Source organism: Vibrio sp. QJM3NY_26, from assembly GCF_057786005.1.
The window spans coordinates 1,138,344-1,158,973 of record NZ_CM173516.1; the positions used below are offsets into that span (position 1 = coordinate 1,138,344).

Annotated in this window: 19 protein-coding genes; 9 read left to right on the forward strand and 10 right to left on the reverse strand. The window is 43.5% G+C overall.

All coding sequences use genetic code 11. The features are described 5' to 3' along the window. Positions 1 to 54 precede the first annotated feature (54 nt). Both ppiC and AC3CH4_RS20440 read left to right on the forward strand, forming a co-directional pair. Positions 55 to 333 (forward strand): peptidylprolyl isomerase PpiC, encoded by a 279-nt coding sequence (gene ppiC / locus AC3CH4_RS20435; RefSeq protein WP_004731852.1) that lies wholly within the window; start codon positions 55 to 57, stop codon positions 331 to 333. A 283-nt stretch (positions 334 to 616) separates the two neighbouring features. Continuing rightward, complete coding sequence (locus AC3CH4_RS20440; RefSeq protein WP_146456461.1) at positions 617 to 2,023, forward strand: alpha-amylase family glycosyl hydrolase; 1,407 nt, start codon at positions 617 to 619, stop codon at positions 2,021 to 2,023. Positions 2,024 to 2,171: 148 nt separating this feature from the next. Here the strand turns inward: AC3CH4_RS20440 and AC3CH4_RS20445 are convergent, their stop codons facing one another. The 4 genes from AC3CH4_RS20445 to AC3CH4_RS20460 all read right to left on the reverse strand — a co-directional run bounded on the left by AC3CH4_RS20445 (position 2,172) and on the right by AC3CH4_RS20460 (position 7,409). Further along, entirely contained in the window at positions 2,172 to 4,043 is a 1,872-nt protein-coding gene (locus AC3CH4_RS20445; protein ID WP_114634832.1) for a methyl-accepting chemotaxis protein, read from the reverse strand. A 458-nt stretch (positions 4,044 to 4,501) separates the two neighbouring features. Then, complete coding sequence (locus AC3CH4_RS20450) at positions 4,502 to 5,872, reverse strand: YjiH family protein (RefSeq protein ID WP_004731847.1); 1,371 nt, start codon at positions 5,870 to 5,872, stop codon at positions 4,502 to 4,504. A gap of 229 nt (positions 5,873 to 6,101) precedes the next feature. Further along, on the reverse strand, positions 6,102 to 6,776 hold the full coding sequence (locus tag AC3CH4_RS20455) for a YoaK family protein (protein WP_004731845.1): 675 nt from the start codon (positions 6,774 to 6,776) through the stop codon (positions 6,102 to 6,104). A gap of 150 nt (positions 6,777 to 6,926) precedes the next feature. Then, positions 6,927 to 7,409, reverse strand: coding sequence for a GFA family protein (locus AC3CH4_RS20460; RefSeq protein ID WP_017077401.1), 483 nt, complete (start codon positions 7,407 to 7,409; stop codon positions 6,927 to 6,929). A 32-nt stretch (positions 7,410 to 7,441) separates the two neighbouring features. Here AC3CH4_RS20460 and AC3CH4_RS20465 point away from each other — a divergent pair, with 32 nt between their 5' ends. From AC3CH4_RS20465 to shyA, 3 genes are all read left to right on the forward strand, one after another. Then, positions 7,442 to 8,095, forward strand: coding sequence for a hypothetical protein (locus AC3CH4_RS20465; protein ID WP_102538539.1), 654 nt, complete (start codon positions 7,442 to 7,444; stop codon positions 8,093 to 8,095). Positions 8,096 to 8,221: 126 nt separating this feature from the next. Further along, complete coding sequence (locus AC3CH4_RS20470) at positions 8,222 to 8,521, forward strand: isoamylase early set domain-containing protein (RefSeq protein WP_009845720.1); 300 nt, start codon at positions 8,222 to 8,224, stop codon at positions 8,519 to 8,521. 223 nt (positions 8,522 to 8,744) lie between these two features. After that, positions 8,745 to 10,037 (forward strand): peptidoglycan DD-endopeptidase ShyA, encoded by a 1,293-nt coding sequence (shyA, locus tag AC3CH4_RS20475; protein WP_017077403.1) that lies wholly within the window; start codon positions 8,745 to 8,747, stop codon positions 10,035 to 10,037. A gap of 122 nt (positions 10,038 to 10,159) precedes the next feature. On the opposite strand, the gene AC3CH4_RS20480 is transcribed toward shyA, so the two are convergent. Both AC3CH4_RS20480 and AC3CH4_RS20485 read right to left on the reverse strand, forming a co-directional pair. Further along, positions 10,160 to 11,998 carry a putative bifunctional diguanylate cyclase/phosphodiesterase gene (locus tag AC3CH4_RS20480; RefSeq protein ID WP_171328342.1) on the reverse strand — a complete coding sequence of 613 codons (1,839 nt, stop codon included), beginning with the start codon at positions 11,996 to 11,998 and terminating at the stop codon, positions 10,160 to 10,162. 131 nt (positions 11,999 to 12,129) lie between these two features. Next, positions 12,130 to 13,026: a LysR family transcriptional regulator gene (locus AC3CH4_RS20485; RefSeq protein WP_004731832.1), complete on the reverse strand. Its 897-nt coding sequence runs from the start codon at positions 13,024 to 13,026 to the stop codon at positions 12,130 to 12,132. Positions 13,027 to 13,134: 108 nt separating this feature from the next. Between AC3CH4_RS20485 and AC3CH4_RS20490 the strand changes: the two genes are divergently transcribed. The 3 genes from AC3CH4_RS20490 (at position 13,135) to AC3CH4_RS20500 (ending at position 15,261) form a co-directional block, all read left to right on the forward strand. After that, positions 13,135 to 14,340 (forward strand): multidrug effflux MFS transporter, encoded by a 1,206-nt coding sequence (locus AC3CH4_RS20490; RefSeq protein WP_171311611.1) that lies wholly within the window; start codon positions 13,135 to 13,137, stop codon positions 14,338 to 14,340. A gap of 98 nt (positions 14,341 to 14,438) precedes the next feature. Beyond that, positions 14,439 to 14,789: a hypothetical protein gene (locus AC3CH4_RS20495; RefSeq protein WP_004731829.1), complete on the forward strand. Its 351-nt coding sequence runs from the start codon at positions 14,439 to 14,441 to the stop codon at positions 14,787 to 14,789. 337 nt (positions 14,790 to 15,126) lie between these two features. Then, positions 15,127 to 15,261: a hypothetical protein gene (locus AC3CH4_RS20500; protein WP_004731825.1), complete on the forward strand. Its 135-nt coding sequence runs from the start codon at positions 15,127 to 15,129 to the stop codon at positions 15,259 to 15,261. Between the two features lie 156 nt (positions 15,262 to 15,417). On the opposite strand, the gene AC3CH4_RS20505 is transcribed toward AC3CH4_RS20500, so the two are convergent. From AC3CH4_RS20505 to AC3CH4_RS20515, 3 genes are all read right to left on the reverse strand, one after another. Continuing rightward, entirely contained in the window at positions 15,418 to 16,035 is a 618-nt protein-coding gene (locus AC3CH4_RS20505; protein ID WP_004731823.1) for a glutaredoxin domain-containing protein, read from the reverse strand. A 68-nt stretch (positions 16,036 to 16,103) separates the two neighbouring features. Beyond that, positions 16,104 to 16,994, reverse strand: a complete 891-nt coding sequence (locus AC3CH4_RS20510) for a DMT family transporter (RefSeq protein WP_017089881.1) — start codon at positions 16,992 to 16,994, stop codon at positions 16,104 to 16,106. Positions 16,995 to 17,147: 153 nt separating this feature from the next. Beyond that, the gene (locus AC3CH4_RS20515; protein WP_488543699.1) at positions 17,148 to 18,137 is read right to left on the reverse strand and encodes a porin; all 990 of its coding nucleotides are present in this window, start codon (positions 18,135 to 18,137) and stop codon (positions 17,148 to 17,150) included. Positions 18,138 to 18,513: 376 nt separating this feature from the next. Here AC3CH4_RS20515 and AC3CH4_RS20520 point away from each other — a divergent pair, with 376 nt between their 5' ends. Continuing rightward, a complete protein-coding gene (locus tag AC3CH4_RS20520) occupies positions 18,514 to 19,527 on the forward strand; it encodes a succinylglutamate desuccinylase/aspartoacylase family protein (RefSeq protein WP_114634844.1) in 1,014 nt (337 codons plus the stop codon). 261 nt (positions 19,528 to 19,788) lie between these two features. Here AC3CH4_RS20520 and AC3CH4_RS20525 read toward each other — a convergent pair whose 3' ends face one another. Beyond that, the gene (locus AC3CH4_RS20525; protein ID WP_488543700.1) at positions 19,789 to 20,508 is read right to left on the reverse strand and encodes a DsbA family protein; all 720 of its coding nucleotides are present in this window, start codon (positions 20,506 to 20,508) and stop codon (positions 19,789 to 19,791) included. Positions 20,509 to 20,630: the final 122 nt, after the last annotated feature.

Genomic DNA, 20,630 nt, shown 5'->3' on the forward strand with positions numbered 1-20,630 from the left:
GATGCTCTAAGCAACCATCGTAAGTAAACTGACCGCAACGCACTGAGAATTATCATGGCAAGAACAGCAGCAGCGCTTCATATTTTGGTGAAGCACAAAGAAGTAGCAGAAGACATCATCAAGCAGCTTAAAAAAGGTGCTAAGTTTCAAACGCTAGCGAAGAAGCATTCAACGTGTCCATCTGGTAAAAAGGGCGGAGACCTAGGCGAGTTCAAAAAAGGTCAAATGGTGCCTCAGTTTGATAAGGTTTGTTTCTCTGGTGAGACGCTAGTACCACACCTTGTTAAAACAAAATTTGGCTGGCACGTAGTGAAGGTTCTTTACAGAACTTAGTCATAAATATGTGTTAGATTGAATAAAAGGAGCGTATGTACGCTCCTTTTTTGTCACTTTTTTGTGCAGTTTAAAGCACTACGGTTGAGTGTTCATCCCAGACGTTATGCGATAATTGGCACTACGCCCTTGACTATCCGCCGTGACTAATCGGTGGGAGGAGGAGGGTTTTTAATGAGTAACTCATATAATAAATACCATTCTTAAGGAAATTTATGCAGCTTTGCCTTTTAGCCTTTGTATTTATCTAGAAAGCTGTAAACAAGTTTGGTAGGAGAACAACATGGATAGTTCAGCTATGTTAAGCAACCCAGCGACAGATGTGATATTGCATGCCTTTGACTGGTGCTACGCTGACGTAATGAAGAACGCCCCACTGATCCAAGAGTTGGGTTATAAATCTGTTTTAGTATCACCGGCAATGAAGTCGTTACGCGGACCTAAAGGTTGCGACCGTGATTCTGGCACCCAATGGTGGCAGCGCTATCAACCACAAGATTATCGTGTGATTGATAATCAGCTTGGTGACACGCAAGATTTCACTGCGATGGTGAACACGTTAAAGCAATACGGGCTTCGTACCTATGTGGACGTCGTGTTTAACCACATGGCCAATGAGTCGGGTATCCGTGGCGATTTAACGTATCCAAATCAGCAAGATATGGCGTCTTATCAAGAAGATGCTGACTATTACGAATCCATACGTTTGTTTGGCGATCTTTCTAAGCCTTTATTTGATGAAAACGACTTTGTTGAAGCGTTTGGTATCAAAAACTGGAAAGACACTTGGGAAGTGCAGAACGGACGTATTACCGGTGGAGTTAGTGACCCTGGCTTGCCAACGCTGTTAGACAACGACAATGTGGTCGCGCAGCAGAGAGCTTACCTAAAAGCCTTAAAAGAGATTGGCGTGAAAGGGTTTCGCATAGACGCAGCAAAACACATGACACTGTCACATCTACGTAAGGTGTGGACTGATGATATTTGCGAAGAAATGCACATCTTTGGCGAGATCATTACTGATGGTGGTGCGACCAAAGAAGAGTATGAGTTGTTCCTTGAGCCTTACCTCAAACACACTCGCTTAGGTGCTTACGATTTCCCTCTGTTCAATACTATCTTCAAATCCTTTGAAGAGCAGGGCAGCTTTAAATCTCTGATCAACCCTTACTGTTTTGGTCAGGCGTTATCGAATATGCGAGCAATCACTTTTGCCGTCACTCATGATATTCCAAATAATGAAGTATTTTTGGATCACGTAATGGGTGAAGTTGACGAGCGATTAGCTCACGCCTTTATTCTTGGTCGAGACGGCGGTGTGCCGCTTGTTTACAGTGAGCTAAGTACCAGCGGCATTCTGGATCAGAACGGTCAGCCTCGTTGGCTTAACGATTGGCAAGCGCCTTACATGAAAAACATGATTCAGTTTCATAACCATGTTCATGGCGAAGCGATGCGTGTGGTTGAGGCAAATGATGATTTGCTGGTGTTTGTCCGTGGAGACAAAGGCATTGTGGTGATCAACAAGTCGAAGCGAAGTAAAACGGCATCACTGGCTTGGACTGGTACAGTAACTGACTTATTGTCTGGTGCAGTGTTTGATTGTGTCGATAAGACGCTAACCATTCAGGTTGAATCTAATCAGTGCATGATGCTGACGACCAATGAGTTCGAACCTGTGATGAGTTAAGTCTGATCGGTTAGAAAGAGAAGTCGAAAAAAGAAAGACCCGTTTACTAGCATCTAGTAAACGGGTCTTTTGTTTTTTAGGTTCTTGGCGGAACGTTGGTTAAGCCTATGTATTGGTTAAGCTAAGCGCTGATTAACACAAACTTCTGTTAAACCGTAAACTTGTTCAATAGCTCGTCTTGTTGGCGAACATTGTCAGTTTGTACCTGCATTGCCGTGTTTGCTTCTTGAGCCGCGTTGGATACTTGTGTTGAAAGGTCTTTGATCTTAACTGTGTTGTTGTTGATCTCTTCCGCTACTAAGCTCTGCTCTTCTGCTGCTGAAGCAATTTGAATATTCATATCAGAGATACGCTGAATCGCGTCACGGATGCGGTCAAGTGAAGAGTTTGCTTGCTGAGCGCGTTCAACGGCGTCAGTGGCTGTGTCTTTACTTTGGTTCATCGCGTTCGATACTGAGCTTGCACCCGCTTGGAGTTGCTCAATCATGTTGCGGATTTCAGTGGTCGATTCTTGAGTACGTTGCGCCAGAGTTCGAACTTCGTCGGCTACGACTGCGAAACCACGACCAGATTCACCAGCACGTGCCGCTTCAATCGCTGCGTTCAATGCGAGTAGGTTAGTTTGGTCTGCAATATCGTTGATTACTTTAAGAATCGTTTCGATGTTGGCTGTCGCTGATTCCAGTACTTGTACTTCTGCAACCGCTTGGTCGATACGTGCTGAAAGGTTATCAATGGCTTGAGTGGTATCACTGACTACAGATGTACCGTCTAGCGTTGCTTCGTCAGCTTCACGAGCCGCTGCTGCTGCGCCTTGAGCGTTGTTCGCGACTTCTGTTGCAGTCACTGCCATCTCGTTCATTGCAGTCGCTAATTGCTCAAGCTCTTGCAGTTGGGTATTCATCGCGTTTGCTGATTCGCCTGCACCTTTAACCGTGATTTCAGTACCACGCTTAATCTCAACACCAATCGCTTTTGATTGAATGATTTGGTTTTGCAGGTTTTCAGTAAAGGTATTGAAACCTTTTGCTAGGTCAGAGAACTCTTTGTCTGTGTTGGTGTCTAGTCGTTTGGTTAAGTCACCTTGACCGCTCGCCACATCTTGAATTGCTTGGTTAAGCACATCAAGTGGACGCATTAACACACGGATCAGAACAGTCAGTGCAATGATGCTGAGAATTACCGCAATCAATGAGTAGATCATCGAGCTGTTCTTCAGATCTTCCACGGTTTGGAACGCGATCTCTTCATCAAGGATTGCGCCAATGTACCAATCTTCACTTGGGATGTGGGTGAAGTTAACTAGGAACATTTTTCCGTCGACTTCAATTTCTTGAGAGCCTTCACGAATGCTTGCTTGTGGCATGTAGCTTGAAAGCGTTTCACCGTTGTTTTTCGCATTCGGGTGAGCAATCGTTGTGCCGTCAGCAGTGACTAGGAATAGGTAGCCGGCATCAAACAAGTTCACTTGGTTTACCAATGTCGCAAGGTTGGTCAGTTCTAGGTCGTAGAACATACCTGCCGTGAAGCGGCCGCTGTCTTTAACTGGCGTACCCACAGAGATGATGACTTTCTTACTTGATGCATCCACATAAGGAGCGGTAACCACTAAACTGTTTTTGGATTTAGCATCAATGTACCAAGGGCGGATTCGTGGGTCGTAATCTGGACCGGCTTCCCAACCGTCATCATTCTCAATGACGAAACCGTTTGCTTCATAACCAAAGCCAACCGCTAGGAAGCTGTTTTTAAGCTTTGGTTTTTCTAGGATTTCTTTTACGTAAGTACGGTCTTGAGGGTTAATCTCGATGACTTCAGTCGTCGATTGAGCCAACGCTTTCTTGGCGTTCATTTCTGATACGACTGTATTTTTTACGCCAGAGACCATCTCTTTTAGGCTCGCATTGACGTGGTTTTCTACAGCACTTCTTACGGTGTAAAGTTGTTGTATTGAAAGCAATGATACTGTCACTAGCAGCAAGGCTGATGATGCAGCAACCACCTTATGGCTAAATTTCATTGAGTGTTCCCCTTCTCACAGGCTTTGCGAAGTCTAAAGTTAATCGTGTTTTTCTAATTATATATATCGACGAGATTGAAATTTACTTGAATGTAATTTCACAAAATAGACTACAAAAATACAACAACCTAAACAATACAAAATTCACTAAATCATATATTTGTTACTTTTAGCATTTGGTTCAATGAGTTGAAGATACACGCGAGCCTAGAGCCTACGGGTATTGATAATTTATTAATTAGACGTTTATGTGTGTGGTTTTCTATTCTAAGACGAGAAGGAAGGTAAACAGATATGAAATTAAATGAACTGCCAATTTTATATCTTGGATGTATTTTTGGTGGGTAGGTGAATGTATTTTGAGCGGGTAGGGAATGTCTTTACTGGCAATAAAAAGCCCCACAAAAGTGAGGCTTTATAAAATAGTTCTTAATTACGCTATATCAGTAGGGTCTAATTTAGAATATTAGATGTGCTACACCAGCGATAACCGGAAGTGTAATTAACGTACGCAGAATAAAGATAATAAACAGCTCGAGGATGTTCACTGGAATCTTACTGCCTAGAAGCAGAGCGCCTACTTCAGACATGTAGATCAGCTGAGTTACCGACATTGCTGCAATAACAAAGCGAGTCATCTCGTTGTCGATAGAAGCCGCAAGGATTGCTGGGATGAACATGTCTGCAAAGCCAACCACGATGGTTTCAGATGCTGCAACCGCTTCAGGAACACCAAGTAGCTCTAGGAATGGAATGAAAGGTTGACCTAGGAATGAGAATACCGATGTGTATTCCGCAATAACCAGTGCCATCGTACCAAGGCCCATAACAACAGGCAGTACACCAAATACCATATCTACGGCGTTACGGATGCCTTCAGCAAATACTGACTTAGCTGACTTAACTTGTGATGCTTTGTTTACTGCTAGCTCAAGACCCCAAGAGAATGTTGAGTGACCTGCAGGAATCGCGTCAGCGTCTTTGTGAGGCTTGCTGCCATCAATGAAGGTGTCTTTCTTCATGCTTAGTGGCGGAAGGCGAGGAATGATGACCGCAGCCACAATACCCGCTAGACAGATTGCTGCGTAGAAAGGTAGGAATAGGTGCTCTAGCTCTACTTGAGCAATAACCACAAGGCTGAACGTGATAGAGACTGCAGAGAAAGTCGTACCAACTACAGCGGCTTCACGCTGGGTGTAGAATTTCTTCTCGTACTGTTTACTTGTAAGTAGGATACCGACACTGCCGTCACCTAACCAAGAAGCCATACAATCGATAGCACTACGACCTGGTAGGTTGAAGATTGGGCGCATTACTTTACTTAGTAAGGTGCCAAACAATTCTAGCAAACCAAAGTTAAGTAGTAGTGGCAGTAACAAACCAGCAAAGATAAACACTGAAAATAGAGTCGGCAATAGGCCTTCTAGTACGAGACCTCCGGTGTTTTCTTCCCAAATAAATTCAGGGCCGACTTGGAAGAAAGCCATGAATGCTGCAGCACCACCGATAAGACGAACCAACAACCACAGTGGCGATGGGTTGAAAAGGCCGTTTAAAAATGAGTTCGATGTAATGAATGCAGGTTTGAAAATGGTGCTTAAAACGGAAGCTACAGACATGAAGGCAACGATTGCAGTGATAATAGCAACTAGAGACTCACCGAAAACCGCTTGAATTGATTTTGCTAGAATAGCGACAGGGATCGTTAGATCACCTTGGTAGCTGATTGGTGCCATGAAAAGGAATAAACCAATCAGAGATGGGATTAAGAAAACCCAGAAACTGCCTTTAGATTTCTCTGGTTGAGCAGTATTCGTGTTGTTAGACATGTTAATTGTTCTCGTATTTCTACATGTAAAAAAGCCACATCCTTGGCGTTTTTATTCTCTAAACATCCGTATTTTCTCACTGGATGCAAGATTACCCAGTATTGATAGTGCTTGCAATACTATTCATCAAATATCGCTAACTATTCACACTGGTTATTCTGCAACTCATTAAGAGTTTAGGATAAAGTGTTGCGGATGTTACGTAATTTGAGGATATATTGCCAGATATTTATAAATTGACTGGCGTTTCAGTTCGATAGGTCAGGTAGAGCCAGTAGCTAAATGCGATAATGAAAGCAAAAGAGGCAGGGAAAGCCAGCGCCAAAATTTCAAAGCGCTGGAACAGACAAGCTCCGCTTAAACCACCAAACAGAAAGCCAACCACAATGAACATCAGTAGTTTGGCTTTACGACGGTCAAAAGGCATCCCCTTTAAGCGAGCACCAATCATGATCCCAAGATCCGTGATGATCCCGCTCATGTGCGTTGTTCGAATGATCGCACCGCTATAAGTCGTTATCATCGCGTTCTGCAAACCACAGGCTGCTGAAGCGAAGTATTGGCCTGAAGTGTAGCCCTGTAACAGTGCCCAAAGTGCTAAAAATAGCAACCCCCCTTCAATGCACAGAGCAACGCCGTAACGACGCCCTAACTTCAGTGCTTGGTTCTCAATAAAGAATCCGCTGAAGGCTGCACCTAACATAAAGCTCATGATAATCAGTAAAAGATGTAAAGAAGCCGAAGTTGGTGTGAGCAGGCTACTGCCTAATAAAGACATGGTGCCTGAAATGTGGGAGATTGCTTGATGCTGAAAGCCGAGTAAGCCAATCGCATTAACGCTGCCAGCAAGGCCTGCGAGCAGCAAAGCGCCGTATTCAACCCAGCGAGGTAGCTTAGAAATCATGTGGTTCACCCTGGGTTAAAAAGAGGAGCAGATTATAACGCTAGCGAAAAGATACGCTAGCGCTGTGGTGCGTTGATATTTGATCTTAGGCAACAGTATTGCAGTTTGTTCTAATGCCGTTGCTTTATCGAGATAAAGGTCAGTAACAGGCTAGTTGTAGTGACTCATTTGATGGTCAAATTTGACCCAGCCGTGTTTACGTTCTTCGTAGACTGAAAAGCTCGGTAGCGGAAAGTCTTGCTCTTTAAATAATCCGAGCGGGACGATATAAAAATCGGCAGCAGCAACAGATTGTAAGAGCATGGTGGTGCCACACTTAGGGCAAAACTGATAGGTCACTTCACTGCCCGTATCACTGATGCGTGAGAAAGAAGTGACTTCTCCGTTTAATGTGACTTGTTCTATTGGGAATCGAGCCTGAACACCAAACACACTTCCGGTGCGTTTCTGACATTCATAGCAATGGCATACAGAGGTTCGTTGGGGTTCGCCTCTGCATACTAGGTTGACTGCTCCACAGCGGCATTCGCAACTTCTGATATTTCTATCTTTAATATGATTGATATCCATCCATGCTCCACTTCTGGTTAACCCTGTATTGATAATTATACTAAAGCCCTTTATGGTCTGCACAACTGGATGAAAACAAAAGAATATAATTGCTTATGAAAAAGAAAATCTTACCTATACCTCTGATTTTACTGATTCCAATTGTCATGCTGGTTGTGGTGATACTGGCGGGTATTTATCGCTTTAGCTTAAGTGACGAAGAGATCTTGGCGAAGTTTCCTTCTTCTCAAGTCAGTTATGACCCTGTTGTTGAAACCGTTTTTGATTTGAAGACGACCAACCCATGGACAATTAAAGTACCCGAAACCAACGCGTACGCTTTTATTAATGAAGTCGATGAACCTAGAGCTATAGCCTTTGGACGCTATGACTCGGGTGTTGAGCGTGGTGTGGTAACGGTAGACACCAACAACCTTTCAGCCGTCACGTTGGGCAAGGCGAGTTTCTTTGTCGCACCGATGTGGGTATCTAATCAAGGCAGTGGCGTGTTCTATTATCTTGGCTTGTTTAAACATGACCAGCAGCGAAGCCGTGTCGTGCTAGTCGACCAGCTTTTTCTAGGCGATAGAGTGCAAATTCAGACTTTAGAGGTCGCTCATCAGCAAGATTTACAATCCGATAGCAAACAAACAGGGGAAGGTTTTATCGGCTTTACTCAGCATTCTGCGGAACAATCATTTGCAGAATCCCCTTCTGAAAAGGTGTTAATGAGCTTTTCTTTTGATACGCAATCAATTGGTAAGCAATAACGTTTTCGTTAATGCAAGGATCTGTTGTTTATGTGAGCTAAATTACATATTATCTTAATTAGATGAATGAAATTTAGACACTCCTTATGCTTGGTGTCTGCCTATTTTTACAAATGGAGCTTGCGAATGATTAATAAACGTTTTTTTAAGACGAAAGATGAAGTTGAAGTGACCTTCGAGCTAGAAGCTCAAGAAGCGAACTCTGTATCCATCGTTGCTGACTTTCTTGATTGGAAAGCCACCCCAATGAAAAAACTGGCCAAAGGGAAGGTTTACAAATTTAAAACTCGCCTACCTAAAGATGGCGAGTTTCAATTCCGCTATCTAGTTGATGACCAACAATGGGTGAACGATGCGAATGCTGATCGTTATATCCCGAATGAGTTTGGTGAAGACAATTGCTTGGTATCGACGGTTAACGCTTAATCGAGATGAAGTAGCGTGAATCAATAGAAAGCAGAAACTAGCCGTTTCTGCTTTTTTATTTGGCGGTTAATATTATTAATCGTGAAGTGGGTTTCCACTTACGGTAACTCAATGACTTAGTCTAAATTGGGCAGATTCACATCATATTATGACAATGCAATGATGATTTATGCGTTTGAAAAGCATATCCTATGCCTTTATATCGTAGAAAGACCTGTTTACCGTGTATTCAAAAATATTTTCCTCTCCGTTTGCTGAGCTTTCACCTGTAAAAAAAGTAGCTATTTTAGGACTGCCACTTATTGCAGCGTTTGGTATTGCTTTGCAATCTTCAGAATCGGATCTGACGAAAACGATCGATCTTGATTTACCTGACTCAACCGTTATTGAGTCAATCCTATCACCTTCTTCTGTCGCGATTATCGAACCGCCGACGTTTGAGTATCAAATTCAAACGGGCGATAACTTGAGTAGCATCTTTACTCAACTTGGATTTTCTTATAAATCGATGATGAGCGTGATGGAAACCGATTTAAACTTCCTTGCCCTAGACACACTTCGTCCTGGTAACACATTACGTTTTTGGCGTGATGAGGCGACGGGCAATCTTTCCAAAATGGAAATTCAATTTAGTGTTGCGGATAAAGCGGTTTACCGACGACTTGAAGATGGCAGCTATGAATTTGAAGACATTTCTATTCCTGGTGAATGGAAGCAAAAACCTTTAGTGGGTGATATTCACGGCAGTTTCTCTATGTCGGCGAACAAGGTTGGCCTGAATAGTCTTGAGATTGACCATATTGTGACGCTTCTTAAAGATAAGCTGAACTTTAGCCGCGACCTGCGCGCTGGCGATCAGTTTGAAGTGCTTCAGAAAGCGCAATTTGTTGATGGTGTCGCAACCGGAAAGCGTGAAATCGAAGCGATTAAGATCATGAATCGTAATCGTGTTGTTTCTGCGTACTTACACACTGATGGGCAATATTACGATGCCAATGGCGATAGCTTACAACGTGCTTTCCAGCGTTACCCTGTAAGCAGTGGATGGCGTCAGAGTTCTCAGTTTAACCCCAAGCGCTTACACCCTGTGACAGGCCGAGTCTCACCTCACAACGGTACAGATTTCGCTACGCCAATTGGTACGCCAGTTCAAGCGACGGGTGATGGTAAAGTGATCATGACCCGTAAGCACCCATACGCCGGTAACTACGTCGTTATTCAGCACGGTAGCACTTACAAAACGCGTTATCTCCATTTGAGTAAGATCCTAGTTCGTAAAGGACAAACGGTATCTCGTGGTCAGCGTATTGGCTTGTCAGGTAAAACTGGCCGAGTGACGGGTGCACACTTGCATTATGAGTTAATCGAACGTGGTCGTCCTGTGAACGCGATGACAGCGAATATTCCGATGGCTGATTCAGTGCCTAAAAAGGAAAAAGCGACGTTTGTAGCGTCAAGAGATGAAGCAGATAAGCTGTTAAAGGTAGCTTTAGAAGCCCAATCTAATAACAGTTAATAGATTTCTCTAAATTAGGCCGATTAATCAAGCCGCGAGAGCTTTTCTAAATATTTAAGTATTTAGTCATGCTTCGCGGCTTTTTAGATTTTGGTCTGGCTACTGCTTTATATTTTTAATTTTTATGGGCTTTGAATGAGCGCTTCTGAATGAGTCACTAAACTCACGATAGCTTCAGGTCGCATAGGAGGCGAGTATAGGTATCCTTGGATCTTGTCGCACCCCATATCGTGAAGTTTCTCTAGCTGTTCACGCTTTTCCACGCCCTCTGCGACAAGTGATACGTTGAGTCGATGAGCAAGCTGAATGATCAACCAAACAACGCTCTCTGATGTTGAATTGGTGAGTAAATTTTGAATGAAAATGGCATCAATTTTAATGCAGTCAATCGGATAGCTGTGAATGTAATTCAAGCTAGAGTAACCGGTGCCGAAATCGTCTAGCGCAATCGTAAAGCCTTGTTCTCGCAAAAAGTTGAGTGCGTCTTTGGTGTCTTGAGTTGGAGATAGCAATACTGTTTCGGTCAGCTCAATAACAAACTCATCAGCCTTAAAGTGATGCTGTTCAATGGTCCGAGTGAGGTAGGAAATGTAACGCTTAGAGTCGGTAAGCTCATGGGCGGAACAGTTTATTCCGAGCTTAACCTTGTATCCTAAGCCTTGTTCTAATGTCGTTTTAGCTCGGCATACCAGTTCGATAATGCGTTCACCCAGCTCGACAATTAGTCCGGATTCTTCTGCTACCTGTATAAACTCAACTGGGGATATGTCGCCGTGCTTTTCTGTTTTCCAACGAGTGAGTACTTCGAAATACTTCCAACGTTTGTCTTGTTGACCAACAATCGGCTGAGCCACAACATACATTCCGCTGTTCAGCGAGATAGAGTTGTCAAGTTCATTTCTCAAGGCCGCAATTAACTCGGTCTTCCTCTGATATCGAGATCTTAAGTGGGTGTCATAGCACTTGATATGGGTACCCGAATATTGCTTACATTCTTTCAACGCCAAGCTGGTGTTGAAGATGATTTGCTCTACGTCTTTGCTATCTCCGGTTGATCCTGCGATGCCTATGCTGATATCAAAATCGATCCTAAGATCAATACTGTTATACCCCTGTTTTACTTTGGCGACGATTTGTTCACAAATTGCGGTTGGGTCGGCGTAATAGGTGATGAAGGCGAACTCATTTCCTGCCGTTCTAAAGGTGAGGTTATTTTCTGGGAGTGTTCGTCTCAAAATCTCAGCCAGATGTTGCAGTACTTTGTCTCCGATATAGTTGCCGTGAAGATCGTTAATCGCTTTAAAACTATTAATGTCCAGTATTGCTAACGTAAACGGTGTTGAGTTTTGCTGAGTGATTGATTCTAGCGTATCAGATAAGCAACTGCGGTTAAGTAGACCTGTTAAGCTATCGTGTGAGACTTCATAGCTGAGTTGATTGACCAGTTGCTCGGAGCGATCGTTGAACCACATCTCACGCAGGGTGTGGATGATGATATCCGAAAAAAGTTGATGATGTTTAATCGCTTCTTGTTGCTGAGCATTACTCAGTGGGGAAGTAAACGTAGAAAAAAGTACCCCCATGACTTCACCGCTTTGAGTCCGTGTAGGAATCGCAATGGAATTCTGTGAGGTAATCTCTTGCCGAAAGGCAGATGTAGGTAGTGATTTGACAACGTATTGAGCAAATGAGCAATCAGGGTGGTTTTGATTGACGGCTTGCTGATAGATTTGCCCATGACGAGGGTTGATTCTGTCATGCAAGACGTGATCAGAATGAGCAATAACTAAAGGAACAATTTGGTCTGGAAAGTACTTTTTCTCAATGATAGTGGTGTACTTAGTATCGAACATTTGGTGTAGAGTAAGCACTGCTGATTCCAAAAGGTCGATACCTTCCAACTTGAGCAAGCGCCCTATACGCTCAGTGTCTATCATATTGTTGTACGTTTGTTGAGTCATAGCTACCATCCCTAGTTAACCAGATCCAGCGTGTAAGCCTGTGTGTTTAGTTTGTACGCATCTATTCTTATATGCGCTTAGTTTATTATTGGCCGCGTTGTATCATTTTTCAAATTAAGTTGAGACTTATTTCACAAAATTTGGTTATTTCGCTCTTTATCTAGCCTATCTTTCAAATGGTCCAAAAATAACTTGGTTCGCGTATGTGAGTAATCAAGCTTAGGGTAGTACGCGTAAACCATCACTTCGTCGGCGGTAATATTTGGCAATACTGGAACTAATGTCCCTTGTTTAAGATCCTCTTTGATCATTGCTTTGATGGTTAACAGCACACCCATTCCTCGTTTCGCCGCGTGAAACAAAGCCTCAGGGTTGGTGGTCGCAAAGTTGCCGTTCAAAGTGATGCGCTGCCCTTTGGTGAGTGTGACTTCACGGGTAGGGCGCTCTCCCCATATTAAGGAGTTGTGTTGTTCTAAGTCTTGCTCGTTGGTGGGATAACCATGTTTGGCAAGATAACTCGGCGCAGCATAGAAACTGGCCTTGTGTTCAAACAGCGGTGTTTTCTTGAAGCTTAATGAGTTGAGCTGTTCCAGTTCACGACTGATCACCAGATCCAAGCCAAGTTCAGGTAATTGACCAGGAGTCGTGGTGATCAGCTGTACCTTAATGTCTGGGTATTTTTCTAAGAAGTCGTCCATGTATTGCACCAGAAATTTAGAGCCAACAGCAATCGTCGCGCCTATCTTTAAGAGGCCTGCCGGGGTTTGGTTAACCGAGCGAGTCTCATCAATAATTGATTGCCAATTGTCGAGTTGATCCTTGGCCCGCAAGTAAAAGAGTGCTCCCGCTTCGGTTTGGTTAATCGAGCGAGTGGTGCGTTTTAAAAGTTGAGTACCGATACGCTCTTCGAGCCAGTTTACTCTTTTGCTGATCGCTGAGCTGGTGGTATTAAGTTTGCGAGCGGCGCCATTGAAACTGCCTTCTTCCACTACTCTAACGTAGCTTTTTACGTTGAGAATCCAATCCATATTATTTCCTGCTAGGACTTAATTAAATTCCAATTTGGTTAATTATCAATTACTGGTTTTGAATATAAACTTATATCATGAACAAATATCAAACGAATAGGGAATTTTTTGAGCCAATCGACCTTTAAAAAAACGCCGTTACTTTTAGCAATGATGATTATTGCTACGGGGCAGGTGGGTGTGAGCATCTACTTGCCATCATTGCCGTTAATTGCTTCTGATTTAAGTGTGACTCAGGTAGATGTACAGCTGCTCGTCACGCTGTTTCTTGTGGGTTTTGGCCTGTCACAGCTATTTTACGGGCCGATGTCCGATGCAGTGGGAAGAAGACCTATCTTCTTGTTAGGTCAGGGTGTTTATTTGATTGGTACTGTCGTTTGTGTTGTTTTTTCTGACAACATGACGGCGCTAGAGGTTGGTCGCTTATTGCAAGGTTTAGGGGCGGGCAGCGCCTCGGTTCTCGGACGAAGTGTGCTTCGCGACAGCTATGATGGCCCTCAACTGACCAAAGCGTTGTCTTATATTTCGATCACCGCTTCGATCATGCCGATCATTGCCCCCGTATTTGGTGGTTGGATTTCATTTCACCTCGGTTGGCAGGCGGTGTTCCTGTTTGTTCTTCTTTATCTACTGGCAATATTTACGCTGGGTTACTTTGTGTTGCCTGAGACTTTGCCATATGGAAAGAGTCGCTTTGATGCCTGCCAAGTAGTGAAGAACTACGGACGCTTGTTGACTAACCGCCAAGTGTTGACCAGTGCCAGTTATAACTGGATGAGCTACATGGCAAGTTTGGTATCTTTATCGCTGTTTCCATTCTTAATGCAAGAGCAATTGGGGCTGACCGCCGCTGAATATGGCTCATTGATGATTGTCCCTTCGGCAGGTTTACTGATAGGTAGCGTGGCTTTGAACTTGCTCAATCGTAGGTTTAGCACTCCGCAATTGATGAGCCTTGCGATTTTGATCATTTTGTCTTCGGGAACTTGGCTTCTTACTCATGAGTTATCCATCTTTAACTTAGTTTGGGCGTTTACTTGGTTGGCGATAGCACAAGGCATCTCGTTCCCACTATCAATCAGCATGTTATTAGAACCCCATAAGAAACAAGCGGGTGCAGTGTCTGCATTGTCTGGCTCAATTCAGATGTGTTTAGCGGGTTTATTGGGTGGGTATCTAGTAGAAAGCTGGGTGACAACTCACTTACAACTCGGCGGGTTTTATCTGATTATTGGTGCTTGCATGGGTACAGTCCTTTGGTCTTCAACCAAAATGAATAAGAAAGCCGCAGCTACCGAAGTAGAGTACAGTTAAACAGCTAACTCGCTATAGTTCTGCGTACAGTCGTTAATACGTTGTATTTGTATGGATGGTTTTCTACAATACCTGCGTCCATTTAATAGGTAATAAACATGCAGCAAAATGAATTTGAAGTACTGGTAAAAGCTATCTGCGCACTAGATGGCCTGCCTCAAGCGCTTGAGCTATTGAAATCCAATGAGGATACAGAAGTCGCTGAGGCTGCTGGATCACTAACAGGTCAATTTGCGCTAGCTGAAGTAGAAGGCGAAAAGCGTATTTACCACGTGACGCTTCAAGAAAATGAACAAGGCGAAGAGCAAGAGTACATCGAACATGTCATGAATGAAGGCGATGACTTAATCAAATTTGCAGCTTGGTTCTTTGAAACTATGTTCGAATTAAAACAAAAAGACACATACCAAATTGCGGGTAAAACTTACAGACAGCCAAAGCGTAGCTAGTGTTTTAGTCACTAACTATTAGGCATTAGCGAATAGTGCCCTTTTTAAGGTCAGTGTTTCTAAGCTAAGTATTTAAAAAGCAGCTCTCTTGAGCTGCTTTTTTTATGAATGTCTAAACCAATGTCTTGGATTGCAAATGGGCATGGTGAATCAAGGTTAGACGGGCTTAACATTAACTCATTGATATAACGATACAATGCTGATTTACGCAGAGACAAGAATACGGATGTTGCAATAGGATGGTTTACTTGCATAAAAGTGTGATTTAGATCTTGTTTTTGGCCGATTTAAGTGTAGAATCCGCGCATAAGAAAATCGATTATGTGCGGAGATAAGCATGAATTACGAACTAGGCCACGCATACCTTGGTCAAATGGTAGCAAAAAACATGATGCACGAAGCATTGTATGGCAAGCCAAAGCCAAAAAAAGCATCATTCTTTAAGCGAATGATGAAGAAAATGGCGAAATAAGCATTTTCAGAAACGGAATTTAAAAAGGCCTTAAACTCGATGAAGTTTAAGGCCTTTTTCGTTTTAGCGATTAATGAAGGTCATCGCTCGTTTTGTTGTGGATGGACACAAAAAAACACTGATTAATTCACGATAGGATTTGTACTCTGTGTGAGTTTAGCCTGCCGATTGGTTGGACAGGTCGACAACGTTATTTGGAATGGTATCTAAACCATTTTCTTTCATCCACGCTTCTAAGTTGTCTGCTCCACCGATGTATTTCCCATCGAGCCAGATCTGAGGAACGGTTACTGGTGTTTTCTCACCAATGTGCGCTTTGACCTCTGGAATCATGCGATACAAAGCTGCGCTGTCTTTTACAACATCGTGGTATTGGTATTCAACACCCGCTTCATCAAGCATTTTCTTTGCTTTAACACAGAATGGGCAGGTCGCTTTACCATAAACGATGTTGCCTTTTAGGCTGTCGCGTTTGGTCCACTCTTTGATCACGGATTGAACTAACACACCGCGGTTAAGCGCTTCGCCTTGGCTTACAACCTTGCCTTCAACAACAAGGATTGGAGCATGCCAAGAGCCCAGTTTTAGAGGCTCCCACCAGTGAGACAACCAATCTTTCACTTCCAGTTCGACATCGACATCTGATAATTCATTCTCAAAAGTATCCTTAAGAATGTCTTTGGTAAGGGTACATTCCCCACATGGGATATTAACTTTAAATGGACCCCAGCTGCCTGCCCAACGGTATAGTGTAATCTTGACTGGTTTCTTCATGGTTACGGCCTCGTTTGAATTCTCTTATCCATATAGAACGGACAGTTGAACTATTTATTTCACTAACCCTAAACTTTCTTCAGTTTTGACGGCTTTTTCGTTTCCCAGTGCGTTATAAATGCGACTGACGCAATAATAATAGCAGCCCCGAGCCATAAACGACCCGGTGGAACCCAGCTAAATACAATCCAACCTGCTAGGACATTTAGCGGTAATTTTGCGTGGTCAAATGGTTGTACGAATGAAGCATCAGCGACTGAGTAGGCTTTTACAATTGCCCATTGAGCAAGTGCCGTCATAACACCGATGACAATTAAGATAGCCCAAATCGTACCGCCGCTTGGAGTCTGCCAATCTGGCGCAGCAAGTAGGATGTTAAATGGCGTAATCAATAGTAAAAGGTAGACCACCATAGTTGAAGGACTGTCTTGTGAAGAGAGCTTTTTCACCATTAGTGAGTAGCATGCCCAAAAGAAAGCGGCGCCAATCGGTAGTAGCGTTGCCCAGTTAAAGTCTTCAGCCCATGGCTCTAGAATCACCATCGCACCCACGAAGCCTGCTAAGGTCGCGCCCCAGCGAGCAGCTCCCACTTTCTCTTTGAGAAAAAGCCCTGAACCTATGGTTGCAAACAATGGCGACGTCATGAGAAGGGCAATGCCTTGCCAAATAGGAACAGGGTAAGCCAGCGCCCATATCCAAAGTTGAATACCAATCACCGATAAAAACACACGGAATACATGTAATTTGAGGTTGTCGGTTTTTAGCGCGCGGCGAATGCCCAGCGTTTTCAGATAAGGAAGAATAGCGAACAACGCAATGGCGTATTGAATGACGGCAACGGTAGTAGAAGTAAGTCCGAAATGAATGCTAGCGATTTGAGTTAGGCTGTTAATGACGGCAAAGGCTAGGCCTGCGGTTAGCATCCAGCTAGCGCCTTGGATCGGATGGTGTTGTGACATGATGCTTCTAATTATTTGATGTGGTTCACCTATGATACGGATTTAGCACCACTTAACCAGAAAAAGCATTGATGAAGTTAGTCAGAATATTTGAATATGAAAAAGGTTGAGCTATTGCCCAACCTTTTAGTCTGTATCTAAAGCCGATTTAGATTAGAAGTCGTAGCGTACACCTAGGCGAAGAGTGTCTTCGCCAGCAGTTACGATACCTGCGGTTTTCTCTTCATCTAAGCCATTGATGTAGTATGCAAGGTATGTACGGAAATTGCTGTTCAGCTTGTAGTAACCCGCTAGTTCAATACCGTCAACAGCATCTGCTTTTGAACCGTTTGCCGCTTCGTCTTCTTGGTACGTGTACACTACAGCAGCAGAAAACTGCTTAGTGAATTTATACTGTGCTGCGAATTCCATTGCAGTGAATGACTCAACATCTGCGCCAACTGCTTTATCGTCTGAATCACCTGTAGAGTAGGTTGCTGCAAGGTATAGGTTATCTAGAGAGTACGCTAGACCTGCTAGGATTTGGTTTGCACTACCTGCACTAGCACCTAGGTCTTCACCAGAGTAAGCAAGACCAAGGTCTAGACCGAATGGTAGAGAGTAAACGCCAGAAATGCCGTAACCATCAGAGTCTTTCACGCTATTGGTTTTGTATGTCGCTTCTAGTTGCAGAGCATCAAAGCCGCCACGGTATGCGATAACGCCATCTTGTTTATCTTTTGCAGCACCGATTACTTGCTGAACACCAGAGAACTCAGTGATATCCGTAAAATCAGAAACGATGACTGAAGCCATGTCTTGACGACCAAAAGAAACTGCTTGGCCATCAAAGTCAACACCAGCGTACATGTAACGGTTTTTGAAGGTGCTGTCGCCAGTACCTTGTTCAGCTTCGTAGAAGCCAAATGCAGATACAGAATCAGTCAGTTGAGTTTCACCGCCAACGTTAAGACGGAAACGAGTTTCATCGCTCATTGAGCCCTCTACCTCTGCACCGTCAGAATTACCAATGAAATCACCACGGAATTCCGCACGGCCGCCAATTTTAAGTTCTGTACCATCAGAGCTGTAAACTGTTGCTGCTAGAGATGAACCTGAAACTAGTGCCGCTACCACTGCAGAAGCTAGAACTGCCTTTTTCATAATCACTTACCTTGTATTTTAAAATCCGTGAGCAATGTGCTCTCCGTTTCGATATGAAGCTAATTTAGAGCAGCTAAATTAAGCTTTCATTTCTATAAAATTACATTTTCGTGAATAGGGAACTTTTTAAGTGTTGATTTTATTGCACTTTTATTTCAATAGACTGAGTGGTTTGTGAATGGTTATATAACTTATCTGTTCTTGAGTGCTGACTTTCACAAGCTTTTATTTAGGGGAAGTGATGATGATATGAGTGAGTATTATGGGGAAGTCAGAGCTTGTTCATCTTATTAACTGTTTGTACTGATTAAGATATCCTCTATGATGCAAAAACTTAGAAGAGAATAGATTTTGCTCAACAAGATGGAGACGTTGGATGAAAACAGAGTACTTAGGCGATGTTTTACAAGGTAGGCAGGTTATTGGCTCCTTGAATGTTGAAGACCTACCCGTTGGAGAGCACCAGTTTTGGTTTCAAGTAACCAGTGACGGTTTAGGGCAACCTAAAAACATGCCGGTTTCTGTTTTTAAAGGCAGTCAAGCAGGTCCTAAGTTGATGATCACCGCTGGTATTCACGGTGATGAGCTCAACGGTGTGTTGGCTGCTCAGCAAATTATCAGAGACTTAGTCGGTAAAACTCTCAAAGGCACGGTAACGATAGTGCCTACTGTGAATTTGTCGGGTTTGCTTAACCATAGCCGCGATTTTATCTCTTCGGATCCGGGCTCTTGCCCTGCCAACCTTAATCGACTCTTTCCAGGGGATGCGAATGGCTTAGCGGCAGAGCGCTTTGTTGCGTCTTTGTGGGATCGCTTACTCAAACACAATGCGACATTCGCCGTTGACCTGCATACCCAAACTCGTGGCGCTGTCTACCCACTTTATGTTTTTGCTGACTACCGAATTGAACAATGCCTTGAAATGGCAAGGTTGATGACGCCAGATTGTGTTCTCAATGATCCTGGCGATCCAGGTATTCTTGAAACGGTTTGGAATCGAAGTGGAATTCCGAGCATTACGGTGGAAGTGGGGATGGGTAAGTTTACTCAGCCTGACATGATTCAACGAGCCGTGGACGGTGTTTTTAATATGCTGTCTTACTATGAAATGCTTAATGGTGAAGACCCGTTAGAGGCAAAGCAGCTGCCAAGTATGGACTGGATAGAAGGCAACAACGTCGTGTCTATCCGCGCTGATATTGGTGGCTTTGTGCTGCCTCAGGTCGAGCTTTTGCAAAGTGTCGAACAAGATGATCTGCTCGCCATCCAATATGATGCGTTCGGTAATGAATGTCGCCGCTACCACGCACCATCTTCTGGGCGTGTACTCAGCTATAACGTGGATGCATTAAGGGAACCGGGCGCGCTTGTTTGTCGCTTGCTGAGTTAAGCAAAAAAAAAGACCAAGCAAGGCTCGGTCAAAGGACAGTTGTCTTGAGTTAACACGTCTTTGACTCATCGACAGAACAGCTTTTAGCGTAGCGAGGGTAAATTAAGAATCCATTGCAAGATAGTGACATTTCGATTGCTTTTCTGTTTCAAAAATAATATTGAAAACATTATCTTAAGCTCATTAAAAAGCCGACGGCGAGTGACGCGAGTCGGCTTTTATTCACTTCTCTTTCGAGTCTTTATCTCTATCTACACTCGATTAAAAAGCGTCATCCACGATATCTTTAAGTCGGTCGTAAGGCACATATCCTGGTAAAACATTTCCGTTCATCATCATGGTTGGAGTGCCCGTTAAGCCGAGTGCACTGAACGTTTGGTGGTTAGTGGTTAGAACCTGGTTTTGTTCTTTAGTTGTTTTTAGTTCCGCCTCTGTTCCCGTCTTCTTGGCAACGGCTTCTAGTGAGCTTTTCGAGTGAATACCGCTTTTGGCCATCAGCAATCTATTAACTTCAGGGAATGCTTCTGGGTTATCTTTCCATACTTTCATCGCGTATAGCGCCGCGTTGGTGTCTAGCCCTGCAACTTGTTGTTGTTTAAACGATAAGTACACGTTGATCACTTTGATGTCGCTATTTTCAGTGGCTAATTGAACTAAGCCTTTTTCCAAGCGCTTACAGTAAGGACAGTTATAGTCGGTAAAGTTAATGATGACTGATTTGCCATCCGGGTTGCCCGTGATTGGGTGAGCGTCATTGTTGTATAACCAATCATGGCTTCCTGCTTGAGCTTTCTTCGACTGTTCTTGCCCTGCTACGTACTGCTCTAAGCTGGTATGTAAGCCAGAGATCGTAGAAGGGTTCTCTTTCAGAAATTGGTTAATCTCTTCAAGTTGCTGGGTTTGCTCTGTACTCAACTCAGCGAAGGCAGCGGTACTCATTAGTGAGCCTAAAATCAGTGTACTAATCAGATGTTTTTTCATGCTATATATTCTCTAATTCTTGATAATCGTGAGCGCTCATTGGGTCGCGCTCACGGTAATGCTGTTCGTTAAACGGGCTAAATCGAGTTATTCGCCTTGCTTTGCTCAGTTTTTCTTTGTAA